This is a genomic window from Candidatus Nanopelagicales bacterium (genome assembly GCA_041393815.1).
Lineage (GTDB): Bacteria > Actinomycetota > Actinomycetes > S36-B12 > JAWKJK01 > JAWKJK01.
Window position 1 is genome coordinate 371,405 of record JAWKJK010000002.1, and the last position, 20,132, is coordinate 391,536.

A 20,132-nucleotide genomic window follows, 5' to 3' on the forward strand; every position below is an offset into this window, starting at 1 on the left:
GGGGCGACAGTCCTCCGCGTCATCGCACGTCACCGACACCGCCGACGACGAGGAGTCACCGTGTCCCGCTGGACCCCCGCCCACCGCGACGCCGCCCTGCTGCGGGTCGAGCGCCTGACCGCCGCAGTCGCGACCGTCGGCGTCCTCAGCGCGGCGGCGCTCGGCTACCTGCTCGCCGGGCAGGCGCAGGCCGCGACGACCGGCACCACACCGGCCGGGACGGCGCCGGTCACCACCGGGTCCGGGCCCACCGCGGGCGCCAGGTCCGACGACGACGCCCTGGCGGCGCCGAAGCAGGCCCCCGCCGCCCCGGCCCCGGCGGCCCCGGCCCCGGCGGCCCCCGCCCCGGCCGGCGGGTCGGTCACGTCGGGAGGGTCCTGAGATGTCCGGTCCTGAGATGTCCGCGAGCCACGACGTCAGCAGCGCGACGTTCCCGCTCTGGGGCGGGACGGCCACCGTCCTCAGCACCGAGCCCCGCGCCCTCCCCGCTGTGCTCGCCTCGGTGCGGGCCACGCTCGCCGAGGTCGAGCTCGGCTGCAGCGCGTACCGGGACGACTCCGACCTGAACCGCGTCAACCGGGCACTGGGGCGACCCGTAGTCGTGGGCCCGATCCTCCTGACCGCCCTGGAGGTGGCCCTGCGTGCGGCCCGGGTGACCGGGGGCCTGGTCGACCCGACGGTCGGGGCCGTCACGCAGCCGGGTGCGCCTCCCCGGCGGGGACCTCGCCCGGTGGCGGCGGACGGCCGTCCGCTGGGGTGGGCCGACGTCGAGGTGGACCCCGTGGTCGGCTCGGTCCGGCTGCCACCCGGCCTCCGGCTGGACCTCGGGGCCACGGCCAAGGCGTGGGCGGCCGACCTGTGCCTGGCCCGGGCGATGGATGTCGCCGACTGCTTCGGGTCCGGGCTCCTGGTCTCCCTCGCCGGCGACCTCGCGGTGGCCGGTCCCGCCCCCGACGGCGGCTGGCGGGTCCGCGTCACCGACGACCACCGGACCCGGCCGGACGACCTCGACGTGCCGGGCACCACCGTCACGCTCGTCGACGGTGCCCTGGCCACGTCGAGCATCACCGTCCGGGAGCGCACCGGCGCGGACGGCTCCGCCGCGGCCCACATCGTGGACCCGCTCACCTGGCGCCCAGTCCGGCCCCGGTTCCGCACGGTGTCGGTGGCCGCGTCGAGCTGCGTCGACGCCAACACCGGCTCCACCGCGGCCCTGGTCATGTCCGCGGACCCGGCCGACTGGCTGCGCGAGCGCGGCCTGCCGGCCCGCCTCGTGGCCACCGACGGCCAGGTCACCACCGTCGCCGGATGGCCGGCCGACCCCGCCCCGGGCGAGGTCGCCGCGTGAACGCGCTGTGGTTCGCCACGCGGTCCACCGGCCTGATGACGCTGGTACTGCTGACCGCCGTCACGGTGCTCGGCATCCTCACCGCGGGGGGCTGGGTCCACCGGCACTGGCCTCGCCTGGTGACGTCCGGGCTGCACCGGAACCTGTCCCTGCTCACGGTCCTCTTCCTCGGGACGCACATCGCGACGACGGTCGTGGACGGCTACGCCCCGGTCGGCTGGCTGGACGCGGTCGTCCCCTTCGCGTCGCCGTACAAGACGCTGTGGCTGGGGCTCGGAGCGGTGGCGGTCGACCTGGTGATCGCGCTGGTCGCCACCAGCCTGATCCGGTCCCGGCTTCCTGTCCGGGCATGGCGCGGCCTGCACTGGACGGCCTACGGGGCGTTCGGACTGGCCGTGCTGCACGGCCTCGGCGCCGGCACCGACACCGGCCTGGACCTCGCCCTGTCCCTCGCCTGCCTGCTCGCCGTCGCCGGCACCGCCGCGGTGCGCTTCGGCCTGACCCGCACGGAGACGTACGCATGACCGCCGCCACGACCATCGCGCCCCCGACGGCGACCGCAGCCCGGCTCCTCGCCGGCGACGACGGGACCGGCCGGGCCCTCGGGCTCGACGAGCACCTGGCGCTGCACGGCCCCCTCCCGCACCGGGGCACGGCCCGTCGCGGGTCCGTCGGCCCGCTGGTCTCGACCGTCGACGCGGCGGGGCTGCGCGGCCGCGGGGGTGGCTGGTTCCCGACCGCCCGGAAGCTGCGCGCCGTCGCCGACGCGTCGGGACAGGCCCGCCGGCGTCCGGTGGTCGTCGGCAACGGCATGGAGGGCGAGCCCGCCTCCGGCAAGGACGCCGTCCTGTTGTCGCGATCACCGCACCTGGTGCTCGACGGACTGGAGCTGGCCGCCGAGGCGGTCGGCAGCCGCGAGGTGTACCTGGCCGTCCACCGCGGCAGCCCGGTGCTCCCCGCGGTCGAGCACGCGCTGGCCGAGCGCCGGTCGCGGGCCCGCGACCGGGTCGAGATCACCCTGGTCACCCCGCCGGAGCGCTACGTCGCCAGCGAGGAGTCGGCGCTGTCGCAGTATGTCGGCCGGGGGGTCGCGCTCCCCACCTCCGGTCCGAGGCCGTTCGAGCGCGGGGTGTCCGGGCGTCCGACCCTGGTGCAGAACGTGGAGACGCTGGCCCACCTGGCGCTGCTGGCCCGCCACGGCGCGGACTGGTTCCGCAGCCTCGGCACCGCGGAGGCGCCGGGGACGGCCCTGGTCACCGTGGGTGGTGCCGTCGGTGCGCCGGGCGTCGTCGAGGTCGCGGTGGGCACCCCGATCACCGAGGTGCTCCAGCGCTGCGGCGGTCCCACCGGGTCCCCGCAGGCGCTGCTGACCGGGGGATACGGCGGGGCCTGGGTGGGACCGGCCGCCGCGGACGCGCCGTGGTCGCCGGAGGGGCTGGCGGCGGTGGGCGGGGTCATCGGTGCCGGCGTCCTGCTCGTCCTGCCGGACACCGCCTGCGGGCTGGCCGAGACCGCGCGCGTCGCCACCTGGATGGCGGGCGAGAGCGCCGGGCAGTGCGGGCCGTGCCGGTTCGGGCTGCCCTCGGTCGCCGAGGACCTCGCCGGTCTGGCGGCCCGCGGTCGCTCCGACGTGCGTGACCTGCAGCGGCTCCGCGGCCGGCTCGGGCTGGTGACGGGTCGCGGGGCCTGCCGCCACCCGGACGGGACGGCACGCCTGGTCGGCAGCGCGCTGCGCGTCTTCGAGGCCGACGTCGTGCGCCACACCCGCGGTACCTGCTCCGCCGGGCACCGGCACGGCTGGCTCCCCGTCCCCGCGGGGCGGCCGGTCCCCGTCCCCGCCGCGGGGAGGGAGTTCCGATGAGCCTGCTCAACCGCACGCCGGGCACGCAGACGGCCGAGCTCGCGCTGGACCCGATCGGCTGCCAGGGGCACGGGACGTGTGCCGAGCTGCTGCCGGAGCTGATCCATCTGGACGAGTGGGGCTACCCGGTCCTGACCGACCGGCGGGTCCCGGCACACCTGATGGCCCACGCCCGCCGCGCCGTGGCGGCCTGCCCGGTGCTCGCGCTGCGGCTCTCCCCCGGACGGTGACGGCCGGCTACGCGTACCGCAGCAGGATGTAGGGCACGCACAGCGCGATCGACATCACGGCCGTGGGAACGCCGTACTTCAGCCACCCGGCGAACGTGATCTTGTGCCCGTAGCGCAGCGCGATCCCCACGATGACGACGTTCGCGCTCGCGCCGACCGCGGTCGCGTTGCCGCCGAGGTCGGCGCCGAGTGCGAGCGCCCACCACAGCGCACCGTCCTGCCCCAGCTCGGGGTTCGTCGCGATCAGCGACGCCACCACCGGCGACATCGCGGTGACGTAGGGGATGTTGTCCACGATGGCCGACAGCACCGCGGACGCGATCAGGATCACCATCAGGGTGGGCACCAGCTGCGCACCGGTGAGGCTGGCGATCTGCTCGGACAGCTTCTCCAGCGCGCCCACGTGCACCAGCGCGCCCACGAGCACGAACAGGCCCATGAAGAAGACCAGCGTCTCCCACTCCACGTCGGCGAGCAGGTCCACCGGGCGGGCCGGGGAGAGCAGGACAAGGACACCCGCGCCGACCAGGGCCACCACCGCGGGCGAGACGCCGGTCTGCCGCTGCAGGACGAAGCCGACCAGGATCGCCGCCAGCACCACCAGGCTGCGGATCAGCAGCGTGCGGTCCTTGATGGCCTCCCTCTCGTCCAGCGCCATCAGGTCCTCGGCCCGGCTCGGGTCGCCCACCAGGGCCTTCCGGAACAGGAACCGCGACATCAGGATGAACGCCGCGAGGATGACCGCGACGATCGGCAGCATGTGGATCAGGAAGTCGTTGAACGCCAGGTCCGCCCGGCTGGCGATGATGATGTTCGGCGGGTCGCCGACGAGGGTCGCGGCACCGCCGATGTTGGAGGCGAGCGCCTCGGCGATGAGGAACGGCACCGGGTTCAGCGCCAGCCGGTCGCACACGAGCAGCGTCACCGGCGCGACGAGCAGCACGGTGGTGACGTTGTCCAGGATGGCGGAGGCCACGGCGGTGACCAGGATCAGCAGCACCATGACGCGGAAGGGCTTGCCCCGCGCGGTCTTGGCGGCCCGGATCGCCATGTACTCGAACAGGCCCGTGCGCTTCACGACGCCGACGACCAGCATCATCCCGAGCAGCAGGAAGATGACGTCCCAGTCGATGCCGGTCTCGTGGGAGTAGAACGCCTCCTCCGACCCGACGATCCCCAGCCCCAGCACGATGGCGGCCCCGCCCAGGGCGGCCGCGACGCGGTGGACGCGCTCGGTGGCGATGAGGATGTAGGCGCCGACGAAGACAGCGACCGCGATCCACGCGACGACGGTCATGCGAGCAGCCGCGAGACCAGCCGGTTGACGGTGACGGCTCCGAGCAGGCGACCGTCGTCGACGACCGCCACCAGCGGTGCGTGCGCGGTCGCCATCACCGCCGCGACCTCGACCAGGGTGGCGTCGCCGTCGACCACGGCCGGGGGCCGGTCGTCGTCGCGCTCGTCCTGCATCTGGGTCAGCAGGTCCTGCACGGTGCGCCCGGGCAGGTCCTGGGCCAGCCGGTCGGCGTGCGCCTCGTCCCAGACGCGTCCGAGGGACGGGTCGTCGAGCACGTACGCCGGCAGCAGCAGCCGCAGCAGCTGCGAGCCGGGGACCGCGATGTAGCCACCGTGCCCGACGTCGACCAGGATCCCCGGCTGGGCGCTGAACGCGAAGCGGGCCAGGGCGTCGGCGGCGGAGTCCTGCGGGCGCAGGACTGCGGCGGACTCGGCAAGGTCACGTGCGCGCACGCCGGGCAGTCTGCCGGACCCGAGCCGGGCCGGGGGCGTCTACCCTCACGACGGTGGAGAACGCACGGTTCGAGGACCTGATGGGGCGTGTGGGGCGAGGGATCGACGCCTTCCTGACCGAGCCGCGCGAGGACGCGGTGCGCGGCCGCGCCGCATGGGAATCGCTGGCGGACCTGCCCGTGCCCGACGAGGGCGTGGGAATCGACGCCCTCGTCGACGAGCTCGTGGACGTGGTCGTACCCCACGGAACCCGGATCAGCGACCCGGGCTTCTGGGGGTTCATCACCACCGGGCCCAGCACGGCGCCGGTCCTCGCCGCCGCGGCCGCGTCGGTGCCCAGCCCGCAGCGCTACCTGCTGACCGCGTTCAACCGGATCGAGGAGCGCAGCCTGGACATGCTCGCGTCCCTGGTCGGGCTGGGCGAACACATGAAGGGCGTCTACTCCAGCGGGGGCTCGGTCGCGAACCTGGTCGCACTGGGCGCGGCCCGCCAGCACGCCTTCGAGCGGGCCGGCATCGACCCGGCGGCCGACGGTCTCGGCGGCGTCCGTCCCGCGCTGTACGCGTCGACCGAGGTCCACCACACCGTGCAGCGTTCGGCTGGGGTGCTCGGACTGGGCCGGTCCTGCGTCCGCGCGGTCCCGACGGACCGGGCGCAACGGGCGGACCCGGCGGCGATGGCGCGGATGCTCGAGCAGGACCTGCGCGACGGCAGGCTCCCGGTGGCCCTCGTCGGGACAGCCGGCACCACGAACACCGGCGCGATCGACCCGCTGCGCGCGATCGGTGAGCTGGCGCGCGAGCACGGGGTGTGGTTCCACGTGGACGGGGCGTACGGCCTGCCGGGGATCCTCGACGACCGCATCAGGGACCGGTTCGACGGGCTCGACCTGGCCGACTCGGTGATCGTCGACCCGCACAAGTGGCTCGCCACGCAGGTGGGCGTGGCGGCGACGTTCGTGCGCGACCGGGCGCTGCTGTACCGCGCGTTCACCCAGGAGCCCGCGGAGTACCTGGAGGGGTCCTTCCTGGCGCCGGAGGACGCCGAGGTGTCGATGGACTCGATGGGCATCCCGTACGCCGACTTCGGCGTCGAGCTGTCGTCGCCGCCGCGGGGCATCCAGGTCTGGGCGGTGCTGCGGGAGCAGGGGGTTCGGGGCGTCACCGAGCGGATCCGCACCGACAACGACCGGGCGGCTCGGGTGGCCGACCTGGCCCGCCGGCACCCGCGGCTGGAGTCGCTGACCGAGCCGGAGCTGTCGATCGCGTGCCTGCGCTACCGGCCGGACGGGATCGACCCGGCGACCGACGGCGCTCGGCTGGACGACCTCAACCAGGCCCTGCTGCGACGCCTGGTCCGCGAGACCCCCTACGTCCCCAGCGCCACGGTGGTCAACGGGGCCTATGCGATCCGGCCGTGCTTCATCAACACCCGCACCACCGACGACATGGTCGACGACTTCGTCGCGACCGTGGCCCGGCTCGGCGACGAGCTCGCCGGGGATCGCGTCGCAGCGGAGGCCGCGCGGTGAGCGAGGAGCGCGCCCTGGCGGCGGTGTCGGACTCGGGCATCGCGTACGACGTGATCCGCCACGGCCCGGTCGGCTCGCTGCGGGAGGCCGCCGAGGCCCGCGGGGTGGCGCCGGCCGCCGTGGTGAAGACGCTCGTGGTGCGCAGGGGCGAGGGCGACTACGTGCTGGTGCTGGTACCCGGGGACCGGTCGCTGTCGTGGCCCAAGCTGCGGGCCCTGCTGGGCGTCTCGCGCCTCTCGCTGCCGCCAGCCGACGAGGCGCTGGCGGCGACCGGCTACCCGCGCGGGACGATCACCCCGTTCGGCGCGCTGGGCGGGTGGCCGGTGTACGCCGACGAGCGGATGCGCGGCGAGCGGGTGACGCTGGGCGGTGGCGCGCACGGCGTCGCTCTCGGGGTGGACGCGGACGCGGCGCTCGACGCGCTGGGGGCCGTGGTCGCCGACCTCACCGAGCCGGAGGGGGCGGACTCGTGACCGCGATCGCCGGCGCGCACGCGCTGGTGACGGGCGGGTCCAGCGGCATCGGGCTGGCGACGGCGCTCGAGCTGGGCCGGCGCGGTGCCCGGGTGTCGCTGGTCGCCCGCCGGCCGGAGCCCTTGCAGGAGGCCGAGGACCTGCTGCGGCGCAACGGGATTCCGGTGGCGACGGCCTCGGCGGACGTGTCCGACCGTGAGGCGATCACCGCGGCGGTCCGCGACCTGGAGGACCGGCAGGGGCCGTGCGACGTGCTCGTGACGTCCGCGGGGATGTCGCGGCCGGGGCGCTTCCTCGAACTGGCCGACGAGCACCTCGAGCGGCTGATGGCGGTCAACTACTTCGGCACCGTGTGGCCGGTCCGCGCGGTGGTGCCGGGAATGGTCGAGCGCCGCCGGGGCAGCGTCGTCGGCGTCTCCTCAGCGGCCGGACTGATCGGCGTCTACGGCTACACGGCGTACGGGGCGTCCAAGTTCGCGGTCCGCGGGCTGCTGGAGGCGTTGCGCGGGGAGGTGGCCCCGTACGGCGTGCACGTCGGCGTGGTGTGCCCACCGGACGTCGACACCCCGATGCTGGCCGAGGAAGCGCAGTGGAAGCCGCCGGAGACGGCGGCGATCAGCGGCACCATCGCACCCATCCCGGCGGAGCAGGTCGCCGTGGCGATCGCACGCGGGGTCCAGCGGGAGCGCTTCTGGATCACCTGCGACGCGCAGACCGCGGCGGTGCTGCGGGCGGCGGGGCCGGCCTGGGAGGTCCTGCAGGCGGTCATGGACCGTTCGGCCCGGAAGGCGGGCCCTCACCGCGCGTAGTGTGGCCGGTGTCCCTGCGACGACGGGAGGCGCCATGTCGTTCGGTGTGCGGTCCGAGGTCGGTCAGCTGCGTCAGGTGGTCCTGCACCGTCCCGGGTTGGAGCTGCAGCGGCTCACTCCGATGAACGCGGAGGCGCTGCTCTTCGACGACATCATGTGGGCCGAGCGGGCGCGGGAGGAGCACAACGCCTTCGTCTGGAAGCTGCGCGACCGCGGCGTCGTGGTGCACCTGTTCCACGAGCTGCTCGCGCAGGCGCTGGACCAGCCGGGGGCTCGTGACTTCGTGCTCGAGCGCATCGCCAGTGACGACACCGTGGGGCCCGAGCTCGTCGGTCCGATCCGCGACCTGACCGAGGGCATGGACAGTGCCCGCCTGGCGGAGTTCCTGGTCGGGGGGATCCTGAAGAAGGACCTGGACCTTCCGACCGGGTCGAGCCTGCTGTGGAGTGTGCTGGAGGACAACGACTTCGTCCTCACCCCGCTGCCGAACACCGTCTTCCAGCGTGACAACAGCGCGTGGGCGTACGGCGGGCTGTCCGTGCACCCGATGGCGAAGACGGCCCGCAAGCGGGAGAGCGTGAACTCGCGGGTGGTGTGGAACTTCCACCCGATGTTCGCCGGCGAGGACCTGCACTTCTACTACGGCAACGACGACGTCGACCACGAGCAGGCCACCGTCGAGGGCGGCGACATCGCCCCGATCGGCAACGGAACCGTGATGGTCGGCATGGGCGAGCGCACCAGCCCGCAGGGCGTCGCGGTCCTGGCCCGCGCGTTCTTCAGCAGCCCGCTGCAGGAGGTCGACCGGGTGATCGTGGTCGAGCTGCCCAAGGAGCGTGCGTTCATGCACCTCGACACGGCCATGACGATGGTCGACCGGGACCGGTTCTCCGTCTACCCGTACCTGCCGACCGACCTGCGCTCGTACACGCTGACCAAGAAGGACGCCGGCGGTGCGTACCGGCTGGACGAGAACACCGACCTGTGGCCGGTGGTCGCCGACGCGCTGGGCGTGGAGAGGGTGACGCCGCTGAAGGCCCCGATCGACGAGCTCAGCGCCGCCCGCGAGCAGTGGGACGACGGCAACAACTTCCTCGCGGTGTCCCCCGGGGTGATCTTCGCCAACGAGCGCAACGTCACCACCAACACCTACCTGCGGCACAACGGCATCGAGGTGCACAGCATCAACGCCAGCGAGCTCGGTCGCGGCCGCGGCGGCCCGCACTGCCTGTCCTGCCCGATCGAGCGCGACCCCGCCTGACCCCAACCCACCCCCGCTGCTGGCACGTACGACCAGCGCGCACACGTGCGGCGCTGGTCGTACGTGGCACCGGGGGTGAGGCGTGGGGCGAGCGTGACGCGTGGCGGGACCGGGATGCGTGTGATCAGGCCGGGACCTCGGAGCGCGGGGGCTCGGAGCGCAGGACCCGCAGGGTCGCGACGGTCGGGTCGGCGGCGTACGCGACCCGAGTGCCGTGCGCGACCAGGTCCCGAAGACCGGCCACGACCTCGGCGGTGACCAGTTCCCCGGGCGCGAGGACGGGCACGCCCGGGGGGTACGGGGCGACCAGCTCCGCGCTGACCCGTCCGACCGCGTCCCCCGCCGGCACCGCGACCCGGTCGGCGAAGAACGCCTCCCGCAGCGGCACCACCGGGTGGGGACGCACGGTCCAGGCGAGCTGCGCCGCGACCGGCCGCGGCGGACCGGACCGGCGGGTCAGCGAGTCGACCAGCGAGTCGACCAGTCGGGTCACGGACGCCTCGTCGTCCGCCACGGTCACGATGGGGACGATCGTGTCCCGGTCGGCCATCTCCACCGGCACGCCGCGGTCGAGCAGGTCGCGCTCGACGGCCACCCCGTCGGCCCCGCAGCCGGCCGTCAGGACCACCAGCTTCATCGGGTCGAACCGCCCCGCCTGCAGGTCCTCCGGACCGGGCACCACGACGCCGGGCACGGCTCGCAGCGACTCCCGGGCCCGGGCGACCAGGGGGAGCACGCCGGCGAGCAGTGTCGCGCCGCGGTCCGCCAGCAGCGCGCGCACCCCGTCGATCGAGGCCAGCGGCGCGCCTGGCGGTGACGTGGTCAGCCCGGCGTCCACGCCGCGGTCCAGGCGGTCCGCGTCGATCCGGTCGGTACGGGCCAGCACCACGGCCGCGGCGCTGTAGCCGGGCAGCACCTTGTGCACGCTGGTCACCAGCACGTCGGCGTCGGCCTGCAGCGCGTGCGGCGGCAGGTCGGGGTGGAACCCCAGGTGAGCGGCCCAGGCCTGGTCCACCACCAGCGGCACCCCCGCCTCGTGCGCGACGGTCGCGAGCGCGGGCAGGTCGGCCAGCGCCCCGAGGTAGCCGGGGTCCACGGTTACGACCGCGCACACGTCGTCGTACTCGCGCAGCGCCCGGGCGACGTCGCCCGGGTCCAGCCCGGTGGGGATGCCGGTGGCCGGGTCGATCCCCGGGTTGACCCAGACCGGCTCCAGCCCCGCCAGGACCAGGCCGGTGAGCGTGGAGCGGTGCGCGGCGCGGGTGAGCACGACCCGCTGCCCCGGGCGGCCGAGTGCCAGGCACACGGCCTGGTTGGCGTGGGTCGAGCCGCCGGTGGTGAACCGGGCGTGGTCGGCGCCCCACAGCGCAGCGGCCCGTCGCTCGGCGTCTGCCACCACTGCCGCGGCGGACTTGATCGTGCCGAGCCCGCCGTACATCGGCACGTCCACGTCCACGCACCGGCCCAACCCCGCGTCCAACCGGGACGCGCGCCGCTTGTGCCCCGGGATGGTGAACGGGGCGTCACCCGCGTCGAGCCGGTCCAGGTAGGCCGCGAGCAGCGGCGCGTCGTCCCGCAGCGGGTCAGGCACGCGCGGCCGCCTCGGCCACCGCCTCCAGCAGACGGTCGACGTCGGAGTCGTCGGTGTAGGGCGTGAGCCCCGCGCGCACGGCCCCGTCGTCGCCCAGGCCCAGCCACCGGCTGGCCTCCAGCGCGTAGAAGCTGCCCGCCGGCGCGTTCACCCCTCGGGTGGCCAGGTGCTCGTACACCGCCCGGGAGTCCACGCCGGTGACCGAGAACAGCACGGTGGGGGTGTGCCGCTCGGGCCGGCCGTACCTGACCACCCCGGGGATCGTGTCCAGGCCGTCGACCATCCGGTGCCACAGGGTGTCCTCGTACGCCTCCGCCGCGGCCATCGACGCAAGGATGCGCTCGCGACGGGATCCCTTGCCCGGCACCAGGTCCGCGATCACGTCGACCGCGGCGGCGGTGCCCGCGAGCAGCTCGTACGGCAGGGTGCCGAGCTCGAACCGCTCCGGCACCCGGTCGGTCGACGGCAGCAGCTTGTCCGGCCGGATCGCCTCGAGCACCGCTGGCGCGGCCGCGAGCACGCCGTGGTGGGGGCCGAAGAACTTGTACGGCGAGCACGCGACGAAGTCGACCCCGAGGGACGGCAGGTCGATCGGCGCGTGCGGCGTCAGGTGGACGGCGTCGAGGTGGACCAGCGCGCCGACGGAGTGCGCCGCTGCGGCGATGGCGGGCACGTCGGGCCTGGTGCCCAGGAGGTTCGACGCGCCGGTCACCGCGACCAGCCGGGTGCGCTCGTGCAGCAGGTCGGTGATCGCCCAGGTGGGCAGCTCCGCGCTCTGCCGGTCGAACGCGGCCCACCGCACGGTCGCGCCGACGGCCTCGGCAGCCTGGACCCAGGGCCGGATGTTGGCGTCGTGGTCGAGCCGGGTGACGACGACCTCGTCCCCGGGTCCCCAGTCCTTGGCAGGGCACGGGCCAGGTCGTAGGTGTTCTGGGTCATCGAGCGGCCGAAGACGATGCCGTCCGGGCTGGCACCGAGAAGGTCGGCCATCGCCTCGCGGCCGGCGATCACCGCGGCCTCGGCATTGCGCTCGGCGGTGGTCACCACCCCGCGGTTGGCCATGGGACGGACGAGCGTCGCGGCGACCGCGTCGGCCACCTGCTGCGGCACCTGCGACCCTCCGGGTCCGTCGAAGTGGGCCGCACCGCCCTCGAGCACGGCGGGGAACCAGGTGCGCACCCGGGCGACGTCGTAGCCGCCCACCTCGTCGGTCATGCCGGCATCCTGCCGGACGTCCGGTGGGGTTGGATGGCCGCATGACCCACCCGTTCCGCACCGCCGTCGAGGCCCGCGACCGCGCCGCGATGACCGCGCTGATGGCGCCGGACGTCCGGTTCTTCTCCCCCGTCGCGTTCCACCCGTTCGTCGGCCGGGAGTCGGCGGCCGAGCTGTTCAGCAACCTGCTCGAGGTGTTCGAGGACTTCCACTACGTGGACGAGCTGGAGGGCGACGGGACGCACGCTCTCGTCTTCCGGGCGACGGTCGGCGGAAAGTCGCTGGAGGGCCTGGACCACCTGCGCTTCGACGCCGACGGTCTGGTGTCGGAGTTCACGGTCATGATCCGGCCGCTGTCCGGCCTGGTCGCGATCGGCGTGGCGATGGGCCCGCGGGTCGGGCACCTGCCCAAGGGCGACGCCTGACCGGGGCATCTGACTACCGAGCCAGTCGCTCCGCCAGCCAGGCCAGCGACATCGGGTAGCGGTAGTCGATGCCCATGTGCGTGGCGTCGAACAGCTCGAAGTGGATCCGGTCGTCCGGCAGGCCGACCCGGTCCAGCTCCTGCCGGAACGCCTGCGCGCCCAGGTCGAGGAACCACTCGTCGCGGGTGCCGGCGTCGATCCAGACCGCGCGCCAGGTCCGCACGTCGTCGGCGTGGCGGTCGACCATGCGGACCGGGTCCCAGTCCAGCCAACGCTGCCACTCCTCGGCGCGCAGTACCCCGGTCACCGGGTCGAACGGGAGGACCGGTGTCCCGTCCTCGGCGGCGGAGAAGCAGGCCGAGCAGCCGAGCATCATCAGCAGGACGTGGTCCTCGGTCCTGGTGAACGACGTGCGGGAACGGAAGTCGTCCCACCAGGCGCCGATCTCCCCGTCGTAGGTCCGCAGGTCGCGGACCGCCTTGCCGAACTCCGGGAGGTACGACAGCTCGTACAGCGAGTCGCCGGCGTGGGTGGCCAGCGCGGAGAACAGGTCCGGCCGCAGCATCGGAGTGATCATGGCGCCGAACCCGCCGGACGACTTGCCGGCGATGGCGCGGGACTCGCGGTCGGCGATGGTCCGGTAGCGCGCGTCCACGAACGGGACGACCTCGTCGCACAGGTACGAGTGGTAGTTGCCGGTGCCGGGCGAGTCGACGAACTGGGAGCCGCCGTACGCCGTCCACGCGTCCACGTACACGACGATGCACGGGGGCGCCTCGCCGGACGCGAACGCGGCGTCGGCGGTCTCGGGGAACGGCTGGCGGTAGGGCTGACGGTTGGCCCACATCCCGACGTGGCCGGTGTAGCCCTGGATGACGTACACGGTCGGGTAGCGCAGCGACGGGTCGTCGTCGTAGCCCGGCGGCAGGTAGACCCACAACGGCCGGACGTGCGGATCACCGAGGACGTTGTCCCGCAACAGGTCCGACTCGATCGTGAGCTTGTCCAGGCGTCCGGCGAGCTCCACGTCCCAGGGCAGCATGGCGTCAGTCAACACCGCTCAGGCCCGCGCCGGGGGCTGCAGCCGTTCCAGCAGCCGCCGGATCTCGGCCTGCTCGGCGGCGAGTGAGTCCAGCCGCCTCACCAGCTCGTCCCGGTTGTCGCCGGCGGCAGCAGCCCCGGCGTCCCCGTCGACGTCGTCGACCTTGCCGTCCTTGCCCGCGCCCCTGCGGGTGACGAACCACGCGGCGACGGTGGCGCTCACCGTCCCGATCAGGCCGATGCCGACGACCATGACCACCACCGCGATGACCCGGCCGAGCGCGGTGACGGGCGTGTAGTCGCCATAGCCCACCGTGGTCGTGGTGACCGCCGCCCACCAGACCGCCTCGCGGAAGGTGGTGATGGTGGCGCCGGGGGCGTTGCGCTCGACCATCCACACCAGCCACGCGCCGACCATGACCACGACCACGACGATGCTGAAGATGGAGCCGGCGATCTTCTCCGTGGTCACCCCGGACAGGCTGCGCCGGACGAGGACCACGAGCCGGAGCAGCCGCAGCATCGGGATCAGGACCATGAGCAGGTCCAGCTTGTGGTGCTTCACGAAGGACCGCTTCGACGTCGCCAGCGTCAGCCGGACCACGTAGTCGACGGCGAACACCGCCCACACCAGCCAGGAGACGCCGTCCAGGAGCTGCGGGACGGGTGGCGGCGCATCCGGCAGGCTCCAGATGAGCACGAAGTCGGCCAGGAACACCCAGGCCAGCACGTCGAGCGGGAGGCGCATCACCTCGCTCCAGTGCTGCTCGCGGGGCGACGGGACGTACGGGTCCTGGTGCTTCATGCGCACAGTCTGGCCACAGCCCACGGCCGTCCGGGACGACAATGGGCCGCAGTCGTCCCGAGGTGAGGAGGCCGGGCGGATGACCGCTTCCGACGCTGCCGTGAGCGTGCTCCTTGTCGACGACCACGCCGTGGTCCGCCGCGGGCTGGCCTCCTATCTGGGCACCGAGCCCGGCATCGAGGTGGTCGGCGAGGCCGCGAACGGGCGTGAGGCGCTGGCGCGGGTGGAAGCCCTGGCCCGGTCCGGTCGGGCCCCCCAGGTCGTCCTCATGGACCTGCAGATGCCGGACCTGGACGGGGTGGAGACGACGAGGCGGATCCGGGAGTCCTGGCCGGACGTCGCGGTCGTCGCGGTGACGTCGTTCGTGGAGGAGGCACGGATCCGGGCGGCGTTGGAGGCCGGGGCGAGCGGGTACCTGCTCAAGGACGCCGACGCCGACGACGTGGTGGACGCCATCCGCGCCGCGGTCGCAGGACGGGTGAGCATCGACCCCGCGGCCGCGGCGGTGCTCGCGTCGTCGCTGCGCGCGCCGCGCGACCCGGGACCCGCGCTGACCGCGCGCGAGCGGGACGTGGCCACCCTGGTGGCGACCGGGCGGACGAACCGGGAGATCGGACGCGAGCTGGGGGTGACCGAGCGCACCGCGCGCACCCACGTCTCCCACATCCTGGCGAAGCTGGGCCTGTCCAGCCGGACCCAGCTGGCGCTGTGGGCCGTGCGCGAGGGCCTGGTGGACGGATCGGAGGCGAGCGGGTGACGACCACCCCGCCGCACGAGGAGCGGCACTCCCCGCTGCGCAGCACGTCGATGCCGACGGAGCCGCTGATCGAGCCGCTACCGCCCACCTCGGTGAGCCTGGATGCGCAGATGGTGGACCTGTTCTTCGACCAGGTCCCGTTCGGCCTGGCGGTGTTCGGCCTCGACGGCCGGCTGCAGCGCTGCAACCGCACCTGGACCGGCTTCTACGAGCTGTACTTCGGCGCCGGACCGGACTACACCGCGCCGGGCCGGTCCCTGTACGACATGATCCCGGGCAACGACGAGGCCCTGGACCAGCTCTTCGGCGCGGTCCGGGCCGGCAACGTCGTACGGCAGGCCGCGCAGCGGATCACCATCCCCGGGGTCACGACCTACTGGGACGTCGTGTTCGCGCCGCTGTACCGGGATGGCGAACTGGTCGGTGTGCTCGACGTCGTCACCGACGCGACCGACCGGGTGCTGTCGACCGAACGGCTCACGGCCCGGATCCGGGCGTTCATCACGGTCGCGGCTGCGATGACCGTGGACCAGCCGCTGGGCGCGACCCTGGCCACCATCCGCGACGAGGTGCTGCGGACGACCGACGCGACGGCCTGCTCGGTGGTGGCGTCGCCCGAGCCGCCGGGCTCGCCGAGGACGACCGCCACCGTCGTCGCGGACCCCGCGTTCGGACCGGGCTACGCCGCCGCCCTGGCCGCGCGCGAGACCGGCCCCTGGTACGGGCCCGACGAGGGCGCGACCGCGGTCGACTTCCGCCGGAACGCCCGGCTCACGGCGCTCAGGGACCCGGGCTGGGCCGACGTACGTGCGTACTGGAGCCGACCGGGGCCGGACTGGGACGACCTCGTGCTCGTCCCCCTGGTCTCCGCCGGCACCCGGTTCGGGGAGCTCCAGGTGCACCTGCCGGGCGGCATCCGGTTCGGCGCGGAGGACTCCGACCACCTGCGAGCGATGGCCGACCACGCCGCCATCGCGGTCCAGAACGCCGCGCTGTTCGCGGAGCAGGCCGAGTCGGCCGGGCTGGCGGAGCGCCAGCGTCTGGCCCGTGAGCTGCACGACTCGGTCAGCCAGGCGCTGTTCTCCATGACCCTGCACGCGCGTGCCACCCAGCGCCGTCTCGAGCCCCTCGGGGCGCAGGCGGACCCGGCCCGTGACGAGGTGGGTCGGCTGCTCCAGCTGACCCGGCAGGCCCTCGCCGAGATGCGTGCCCTGATCTTCGAGCTGCGCCCCGACGCGCTCGCGGAGGAGGGACTGGCGGCGGCGCTGGCCCGCCAGGCCGCTGCACTGGCGTCCCGCGAGCAGGTCGAGATCGAGGTGGACGCCCCTGCCGAGCGGCTGCCGCTCCCGCTCGAGGCGGAGGAGCACCTCTACCGGATCGCACTGGAGGCCCTGCACAACGCCGTGAAGCACGCGAACCCCGCGCGCATCGACGTGCACCTGGAGCACGCGGCGGGATCGGTGACCCTGACCGTGGCCGATGACGGTGCGGGCTTCGACCCGGACCTGCCCCGGCCGGGGCATCTGGGCCTGACGACGATGCGGGAGCGGACCGAGTCGGTCGGGGGGACGTTCACGGTGTCCTCGCAACCGGGGTCCGGGACCCGGGTGAGCGTCTCCGTGCCCGCCTGACGGCACGTACGTCATTCGGCCGAGGAGGTCCTCGGCGGAAGAGCACGCTCCGCACGGGCCTCGTGGCCGACGTGCCCGGCGCGCCGGGTCGGGATCGTCGACACCACGACGTCCCGTCCCCGCAGACCCCCGGAGCACCGCATGAGCCTGACCCAGTGGATCCTCACCGCCGCCCTCCTCGCGTGGGCCCTGCTGCGCAACGTCGGCGCCCGTCGAGTGACGGCCCAGACGTTCGCCGTCCCCGTCGCCGTCGTGGTGGTCGCGGCGGTGGCCTTCCTGGTCCCGCTGCCCGCCGCCGGCAACGACCTCGCGCTGGTCGGCGTCTTCGCCGCCGCCGGAGCGGCTCTCGGCCTGCTCACCAGCGCAGCCACCCGGGTCCAGGTGCGCGACGGTGCCGTGGTCGCGACCGCCGGGCTCGGGTTCGCGCTGGTGTGGCTCGCGGTGATCGCCGGACGGATCGCGTTCGCCGAGTGGGCCACGGGCCCCGGCGCGCGCACCGTCGGAGAGTTCTCCCGGGACCACCTGATCACCGGCGCGGACGCCTGGACCGCGGCGTTCGTGGTGCTCGCCCTGGTGATGGTGCTGACGCGCACCGTCGCCCTGGCGGTGCGCACCAGCCGCGCCAGGACCGCGACGTCCGCGCTCACCGCCCCGACCGCCGCCTGAGTGCACCGCCGCCCTACCCCGACGTCCCGAGCTGAAGGAGTCACCATGCCCGCGTCCGCCATGACCGGAACGGTCCCCACCCGGCCGGTGCACGACCCCGGCCACCCGGTCCGCACCGCACTGGCCCTGACGGCCGCTGCCGTGGTCGTCACCCTCGTCGGTGCGTGGGTCGTCGACCTGCTGGCCCCGTCCGCCGACCCGCTGCTGCGTCGACTGCCCGTCGTGCTGGCCCTCATGGCGATGGCCCTGCTAGCGGCGCGCCGGATCGGGTGGCGGGAGGTGGCGGCCGGGGGGCCGTCGACCTGGCGTTCCCTGTACCTGCTCGTCGTCCCCGCTCTGATCGCGCTGGCCCCGCTGGCGGCGGGCTGGTCCCCGGAGTACGCAGTCCTGGGCGCGCTCACGCTGGGGTATGCCGCAACCGCGGTGTACGAGGAGCTGTGGTTCCGCGGGGTGATGCTGCGTTCGGCCCTGCCCCTCGGGCCGGTCCGCGCCGCGGTCCTCACCGCCGTGCTTTTCGGTGCGTCCCACCTGGCGAACGTGGCATTCGGCGCGAACCTCGCCGTGACCCTGGCCCAGGCGGTGGGGTCGGCGGCCGGCGGGTTCGCGTACGCGGTCCTGCGGCTGCGCACCCGCGCCCTGTGGCTGCTGGTGGCCGTGCACGGGGTCGGCGATCTGCTGCTGCACACGACCGGTCTGCACGGGGGGATGCTGTGGGTGGCTCTGGTGGGCCACGACGTCGCGCTGTTCGCCTGCGGGCTTGCCGCGCTGCCGCGACTGCGCCGCGCGCCCTACGGTGCGTCCTCCACGCAGACGGTCGCCCAGGGTAGCGCCTCCAGCCGCTCCTCCGGGATGGCCCCGTCGCATACGTCGCAGCGCCCGTAGCTGCCCTCGTCCAGCTTGGCCCGGGCCCGCGTGATGTCGGCCAGCATGGCCGTGAGGCGGTCGTGCACGGCGACAGAGGCGAACCGCTCGACCGCGGCCGACGTGCCGTCGCCGACCCGCTTGCCGAACCCGATACCGGCGCTGGCGGTGCGAGCCTGGTCGGTGATGTCGGCGAGCTGAGCCTCGATCTCCGCCTGCTTCTCGGCCAGGCGCAGTCGCACCTGCTCCGGAGCCGTGACCACCCGACGATGCTAGGGCCGGCTGCTGCAAACACGGGCGGCAACGGTCTCGCGCTGCCTACGCTGGGGGTCGCGACAGACGACGGGAGGCTTCGATGTCCCCACAGGACGACCACTCTGCGGACGCGCACGCCGAGGAGCTGCAGGAGATCCGTGCGGCGTTCAAGAAGTGGTCCGGTGACGAGCTGGACGCCGCCTCACTCGCCCGGACCGTGTTCGCGCCGCTCTTCGCGCGGACCGGTGAGACCACCGACCGCGGCAGGCACCGCCTCATCGACCTGCCGCGCGCACCGGAGGTCGCCTACCAGTACATCCACGACATGCTCATGCTCGACGGCAACGCCCGCCAGAACCTGGCCACCTTCGTCACCACGTGGATGGAACCCCAGGCGGACCGTCTCTTCGCCGAGACGTACGACAAGAACATGATCGACAAGGACGAGTACCCGATGACGGCGGAGGTCGAGTCGCGCTGCGTGTCGATCATCTCCGACCTGTGGCACTCCCCCGCGGAGGCGGAGCCGACGGGAACCTCGACGGTCGGGTCCAGCGAGGCCGTGATGCTCGGCGGGATGGCGCTGAAGTGGCGGTGGCGGGAGCGGATGCGGGCCGCGGGCAAGCCTGCCGACAAGCCGAACCTGGTGATGGGCATCAACGTCCAGGTGGTCTGGGAGAAGTTCGCGCGCTACTGGGACGTGGAGCCGCGGTACGTGCCGATGGCCCCCGGGCGGATGCACCTGACCGCCGAGGAGGCGGTGAAGTACTGCGACGAGAACACCATCGGCGTGGTGGCGATCCTCGGCTCGACGTACGACGGGTCGTACGAACCGGTGGCGGACATCTGTGCCGCGCTGGACCGGCTTCAGCAGGAGAAGGGCTGGGACATCCCGGTGCACGTGGACGCCGCGTCCGGCGGGTTCGTCGCGCCGTTCCTGGACCCCGACCTGGAGTGGGACTTCCGCCTGCCCCGGGTGAAGTCCATCAACTCCAGCGGCCACAAGTACGGCCTGGTCTATCCCGGGGTCGGGTGGGTCGTCTGGCGCGAACCGGAGGACCTGCCGAAGGACCTCGTCTTCGAGGTGAACTACCTCGGCGGCGAGATGCCCACGTTCACGCTGAACTTCTCCCGGCCGGGCAGCCAGGTCGTGGCCCAGTACTACAACTTCCTGCGCCTGGGCCGGTTCGGCTACTACGAGGTCCAGAAGGCCTGCCGGGACACGGCCACGTACTTGTCGGGGCAGATCGCAGCCCTGGGACCGTTCGAGCTGCTGTCGGACGGCAGTGAGCTGCCGGTGTTCTTCTTCCGGCTCAAGGACGATGTCACCAACTACACCGTGTTCGACGTGTCGGCGAAGCTGCGTGAGTTCGGCTGGCAGGTCCCGGCCTACACGCTGCCGAAGGACCTGGAGGAGGTCAGCGGTCTGCGGATCGTGATCCGCAACGGCATGGGCCGCGGGCTGGCCGACCTCCTGCTGGACGACCTGCGCCGCGCGGTGGACTTCTTCGAGGGCCTCGACGCCCCGCTCCCGCAGGATCCCAGCCACACCGCGGGCTTCAGCCACTGACGCACGACGCGTAGGCTGACCGCCTCACGCCGGGAGGCGCCTCTGGTGGGGA

Annotated in this window: 22 protein-coding genes; 15 read left to right on the forward strand and 7 right to left on the reverse strand. The window is 73.7% G+C overall.

Translation table 11 applies throughout. From position 1 onward, the window contains the following. The first annotated feature begins 60 nt into the window (after positions 1–60). The 5 genes from R2737_07245 to R2737_07265 are packed head-to-tail and all read left to right on the forward strand — an operon-like array spanning position 61 to position 3,439. The gene (locus R2737_07245) at positions 61–381 is read left to right on the forward strand and encodes a hypothetical protein (GenBank protein MEZ5116047.1); all 321 of its coding nucleotides are present in this window, start codon (positions 61–63) and stop codon (positions 379–381) included. A gap of 1 nt (position 382) precedes the next feature. Continuing rightward, positions 383–1,348: an FAD:protein FMN transferase gene (locus R2737_07250; protein ID MEZ5116048.1), complete on the forward strand. Its 966-nt coding sequence runs from the start codon at positions 383–385 to the stop codon at positions 1,346–1,348. Then, positions 1,345–1,872: a ferric reductase-like transmembrane domain-containing protein gene (locus R2737_07255; protein ID MEZ5116049.1), complete on the forward strand. Its 528-nt coding sequence runs from the start codon at positions 1,345–1,347 to the stop codon at positions 1,870–1,872. Before R2737_07250 ends, R2737_07255 begins: the two co-directional genes overlap by 4 nt. Next, positions 1,869–3,209, forward strand: coding sequence for an NADH-ubiquinone oxidoreductase-F iron-sulfur binding region domain-containing protein (locus R2737_07260; protein ID MEZ5116050.1), 1,341 nt, complete (start codon positions 1,869–1,871; stop codon positions 3,207–3,209). The genes R2737_07255 and R2737_07260 overlap by 4 nt, the downstream gene beginning before the upstream one ends. Continuing rightward, positions 3,206–3,439, forward strand: a complete 234-nt coding sequence (locus R2737_07265) for a ferredoxin (GenBank protein ID MEZ5116051.1) — start codon at positions 3,206–3,208, stop codon at positions 3,437–3,439. Before R2737_07260 ends, R2737_07265 begins: the two co-directional genes overlap by 4 nt. Before the next feature lie 7 nt (positions 3,440–3,446). On the opposite strand, the gene R2737_07270 is transcribed toward R2737_07265, so the two are convergent. After that, the gene (locus R2737_07270; protein ID MEZ5116052.1) at positions 3,447–4,736 is read right to left on the reverse strand and encodes an ArsB/NhaD family transporter; all 1,290 of its coding nucleotides are present in this window, start codon (positions 4,734–4,736) and stop codon (positions 3,447–3,449) included. Then, positions 4,733–5,188 carry a CBS domain-containing protein gene (locus tag R2737_07275; protein ID MEZ5116053.1) on the reverse strand — a complete coding sequence of 152 codons (456 nt, stop codon included), beginning with the start codon at positions 5,186–5,188 and terminating at the stop codon, positions 4,733–4,735. The genes R2737_07270 and R2737_07275 overlap by 4 nt, the downstream gene beginning before the upstream one ends. Before the next feature lie 53 nt (positions 5,189–5,241). On the opposite strand from R2737_07275, the gene R2737_07280 reads away from it, so the two are divergent. Genes R2737_07280 through R2737_07295 form a run of 4 tightly spaced genes read left to right on the forward strand, consistent with a single transcriptional unit; the run spans position 5,242 to position 9,263 of the window. Further along, a complete protein-coding gene (locus R2737_07280; protein ID MEZ5116054.1) occupies positions 5,242–6,720 on the forward strand; it encodes a pyridoxal-dependent decarboxylase in 1,479 nt (492 codons plus the stop codon). Continuing rightward, entirely contained in the window at positions 6,717–7,193 is a 477-nt protein-coding gene (locus R2737_07285) for a YbaK/EbsC family protein (protein MEZ5116055.1), read from the forward strand. Before R2737_07280 ends, R2737_07285 begins: the two co-directional genes overlap by 4 nt. After that, entirely contained in the window at positions 7,190–8,002 is an 813-nt protein-coding gene (locus R2737_07290) for an SDR family oxidoreductase (protein ID MEZ5116056.1), read from the forward strand. Before R2737_07285 ends, R2737_07290 begins: the two co-directional genes overlap by 4 nt. 34 nt (positions 8,003–8,036) lie before the next feature. Further along, positions 8,037–9,263, forward strand: a complete 1,227-nt coding sequence (locus R2737_07295; GenBank protein MEZ5116057.1) for an arginine deiminase — start codon at positions 8,037–8,039, stop codon at positions 9,261–9,263. A 124-nt stretch (positions 9,264–9,387) separates the two neighbouring features. On the opposite strand, the gene R2737_07300 is transcribed toward R2737_07295, so the two are convergent. Together R2737_07300 and R2737_07305 are read right to left on the reverse strand one after the other, a co-directional pair. Beyond that, positions 9,388–10,854: an aminotransferase class V-fold PLP-dependent enzyme gene (locus R2737_07300; protein ID MEZ5116058.1), complete on the reverse strand. Its 1,467-nt coding sequence runs from the start codon at positions 10,852–10,854 to the stop codon at positions 9,388–9,390. Further along, complete coding sequence (locus tag R2737_07305; protein MEZ5116059.1) at positions 10,847–12,112, reverse strand: cysteine desulfurase-like protein; 1,266 nt, start codon at positions 12,110–12,112, stop codon at positions 10,847–10,849. Before R2737_07305 ends, R2737_07300 begins: the two co-directional genes overlap by 8 nt. Between R2737_07305 and R2737_07310 the strand changes: the two genes are divergently transcribed. After that, on the forward strand, positions 12,111–12,494 hold the full coding sequence (locus R2737_07310; GenBank protein MEZ5116060.1) for a nuclear transport factor 2 family protein: 384 nt from the start codon (positions 12,111–12,113) through the stop codon (positions 12,492–12,494). The genes R2737_07305 and R2737_07310 overlap by 2 nt on opposite strands. A 13-nt stretch (positions 12,495–12,507) precedes the next feature. Here the strand turns inward: R2737_07310 and R2737_07315 are convergent, their stop codons facing one another. Then, the gene (locus R2737_07315; protein MEZ5116061.1) at positions 12,508–13,536 is read right to left on the reverse strand and encodes an alpha/beta hydrolase-fold protein; all 1,029 of its coding nucleotides are present in this window, start codon (positions 13,534–13,536) and stop codon (positions 12,508–12,510) included. An 18-nt stretch (positions 13,537–13,554) separates the two neighbouring features. Beyond that, entirely contained in the window at positions 13,555–14,340 is a 786-nt protein-coding gene (locus tag R2737_07320; protein MEZ5116062.1) for a potassium channel family protein, read from the reverse strand. Between the two features lie 79 nt (positions 14,341–14,419). Between R2737_07320 and R2737_07325 the strand changes: the two genes are divergently transcribed. The 4 genes from R2737_07325 (at position 14,420) to R2737_07340 (ending at position 18,276) form a co-directional block, all read left to right on the forward strand. Beyond that, positions 14,420–15,097: a response regulator transcription factor gene (locus tag R2737_07325; GenBank protein MEZ5116063.1), complete on the forward strand. Its 678-nt coding sequence runs from the start codon at positions 14,420–14,422 to the stop codon at positions 15,095–15,097. Further along, positions 15,094–16,728, forward strand: coding sequence for a histidine kinase (locus tag R2737_07330; protein ID MEZ5116064.1), 1,635 nt, complete (start codon positions 15,094–15,096; stop codon positions 16,726–16,728). Before R2737_07325 ends, R2737_07330 begins: the two co-directional genes overlap by 4 nt. A gap of 141 nt (positions 16,729–16,869) precedes the next feature. Continuing rightward, positions 16,870–17,394, forward strand: a complete 525-nt coding sequence (locus tag R2737_07335; GenBank protein MEZ5116065.1) for a hypothetical protein — start codon at positions 16,870–16,872, stop codon at positions 17,392–17,394. Between the two features lie 45 nt (positions 17,395–17,439). Continuing rightward, a complete protein-coding gene (locus R2737_07340) occupies positions 17,440–18,276 on the forward strand; it encodes a CPBP family intramembrane glutamic endopeptidase (protein ID MEZ5116066.1) in 837 nt (278 codons plus the stop codon). Here the strand turns inward: R2737_07340 and R2737_07345 are convergent. Next, on the reverse strand, positions 18,183–18,518 hold the full coding sequence (locus tag R2737_07345) for a TraR/DksA C4-type zinc finger protein (protein MEZ5116067.1): 336 nt from the start codon (positions 18,516–18,518) through the stop codon (positions 18,183–18,185). The genes R2737_07340 and R2737_07345 overlap by 94 nt on opposite strands. 92 nt (positions 18,519–18,610) lie before the next feature. On the opposite strand from R2737_07345, the gene R2737_07350 reads away from it, so the two are divergent. Then, positions 18,611–20,080, forward strand: a complete 1,470-nt coding sequence (locus R2737_07350; GenBank protein ID MEZ5116068.1) for a glutamate decarboxylase — start codon at positions 18,611–18,613, stop codon at positions 20,078–20,080. Positions 20,081–20,132 lie beyond the last annotated feature (52 nt).

What these genes read in the sequence shown, in the direction of transcription:
- R2737_07260 (MEZ5116050.1), top strand. Translation starts at nt 1,869, where the DNA reads ATGACCGCCGCCACGACCATCGCGCCCCCGACGGCGACCGCAGCCCGG.
- R2737_07305 (MEZ5116059.1), bottom strand. Translation starts at nt 12,112, where the DNA reads ATGCGGCCATCCAACCCCACCGGACGTCCGGCAGGATGCCGGCATGAC.
- R2737_07270 (MEZ5116052.1), bottom strand. Translation starts at nt 4,736, where the DNA reads ATGACCGTCGTCGCGTGGATCGCGGTCGCTGTCTTCGTCGGCGCCTAC.
- R2737_07295 (MEZ5116057.1), top strand. Translation starts at nt 8,037, where the DNA reads ATGTCGTTCGGTGTGCGGTCCGAGGTCGGTCAGCTGCGTCAGGTGGTC.
- R2737_07315 (MEZ5116061.1), bottom strand. Translation starts at nt 13,536, where the DNA reads ATGCTGCCCTGGGACGTGGAGCTCGCCGGACGCCTGGACAAGCTCACG.
- R2737_07250 (MEZ5116048.1), top strand. Translation starts at nt 383, where the DNA reads ATGTCCGGTCCTGAGATGTCCGCGAGCCACGACGTCAGCAGCGCGACG.
- R2737_07265 (MEZ5116051.1), top strand. Translation starts at nt 3,206, where the DNA reads ATGAGCCTGCTCAACCGCACGCCGGGCACGCAGACGGCCGAGCTCGCG.
- R2737_07350 (MEZ5116068.1), top strand. Translation starts at nt 18,611, where the DNA reads ATGTCCCCACAGGACGACCACTCTGCGGACGCGCACGCCGAGGAGCTG.
- R2737_07310 (MEZ5116060.1), top strand. Translation starts at nt 12,111, where the DNA reads ATGACCCACCCGTTCCGCACCGCCGTCGAGGCCCGCGACCGCGCCGCG.
- R2737_07325 (MEZ5116063.1), top strand. Translation starts at nt 14,420, where the DNA reads ATGACCGCTTCCGACGCTGCCGTGAGCGTGCTCCTTGTCGACGACCAC.
- R2737_07335 (MEZ5116065.1), top strand. Translation starts at nt 16,870, where the DNA reads ATGAGCCTGACCCAGTGGATCCTCACCGCCGCCCTCCTCGCGTGGGCC.
- R2737_07320 (MEZ5116062.1), bottom strand. Translation starts at nt 14,340, where the DNA reads ATGAAGCACCAGGACCCGTACGTCCCGTCGCCCCGCGAGCAGCACTGG.
- R2737_07340 (MEZ5116066.1), top strand. Translation starts at nt 17,440, where the DNA reads ATGCCCGCGTCCGCCATGACCGGAACGGTCCCCACCCGGCCGGTGCAC.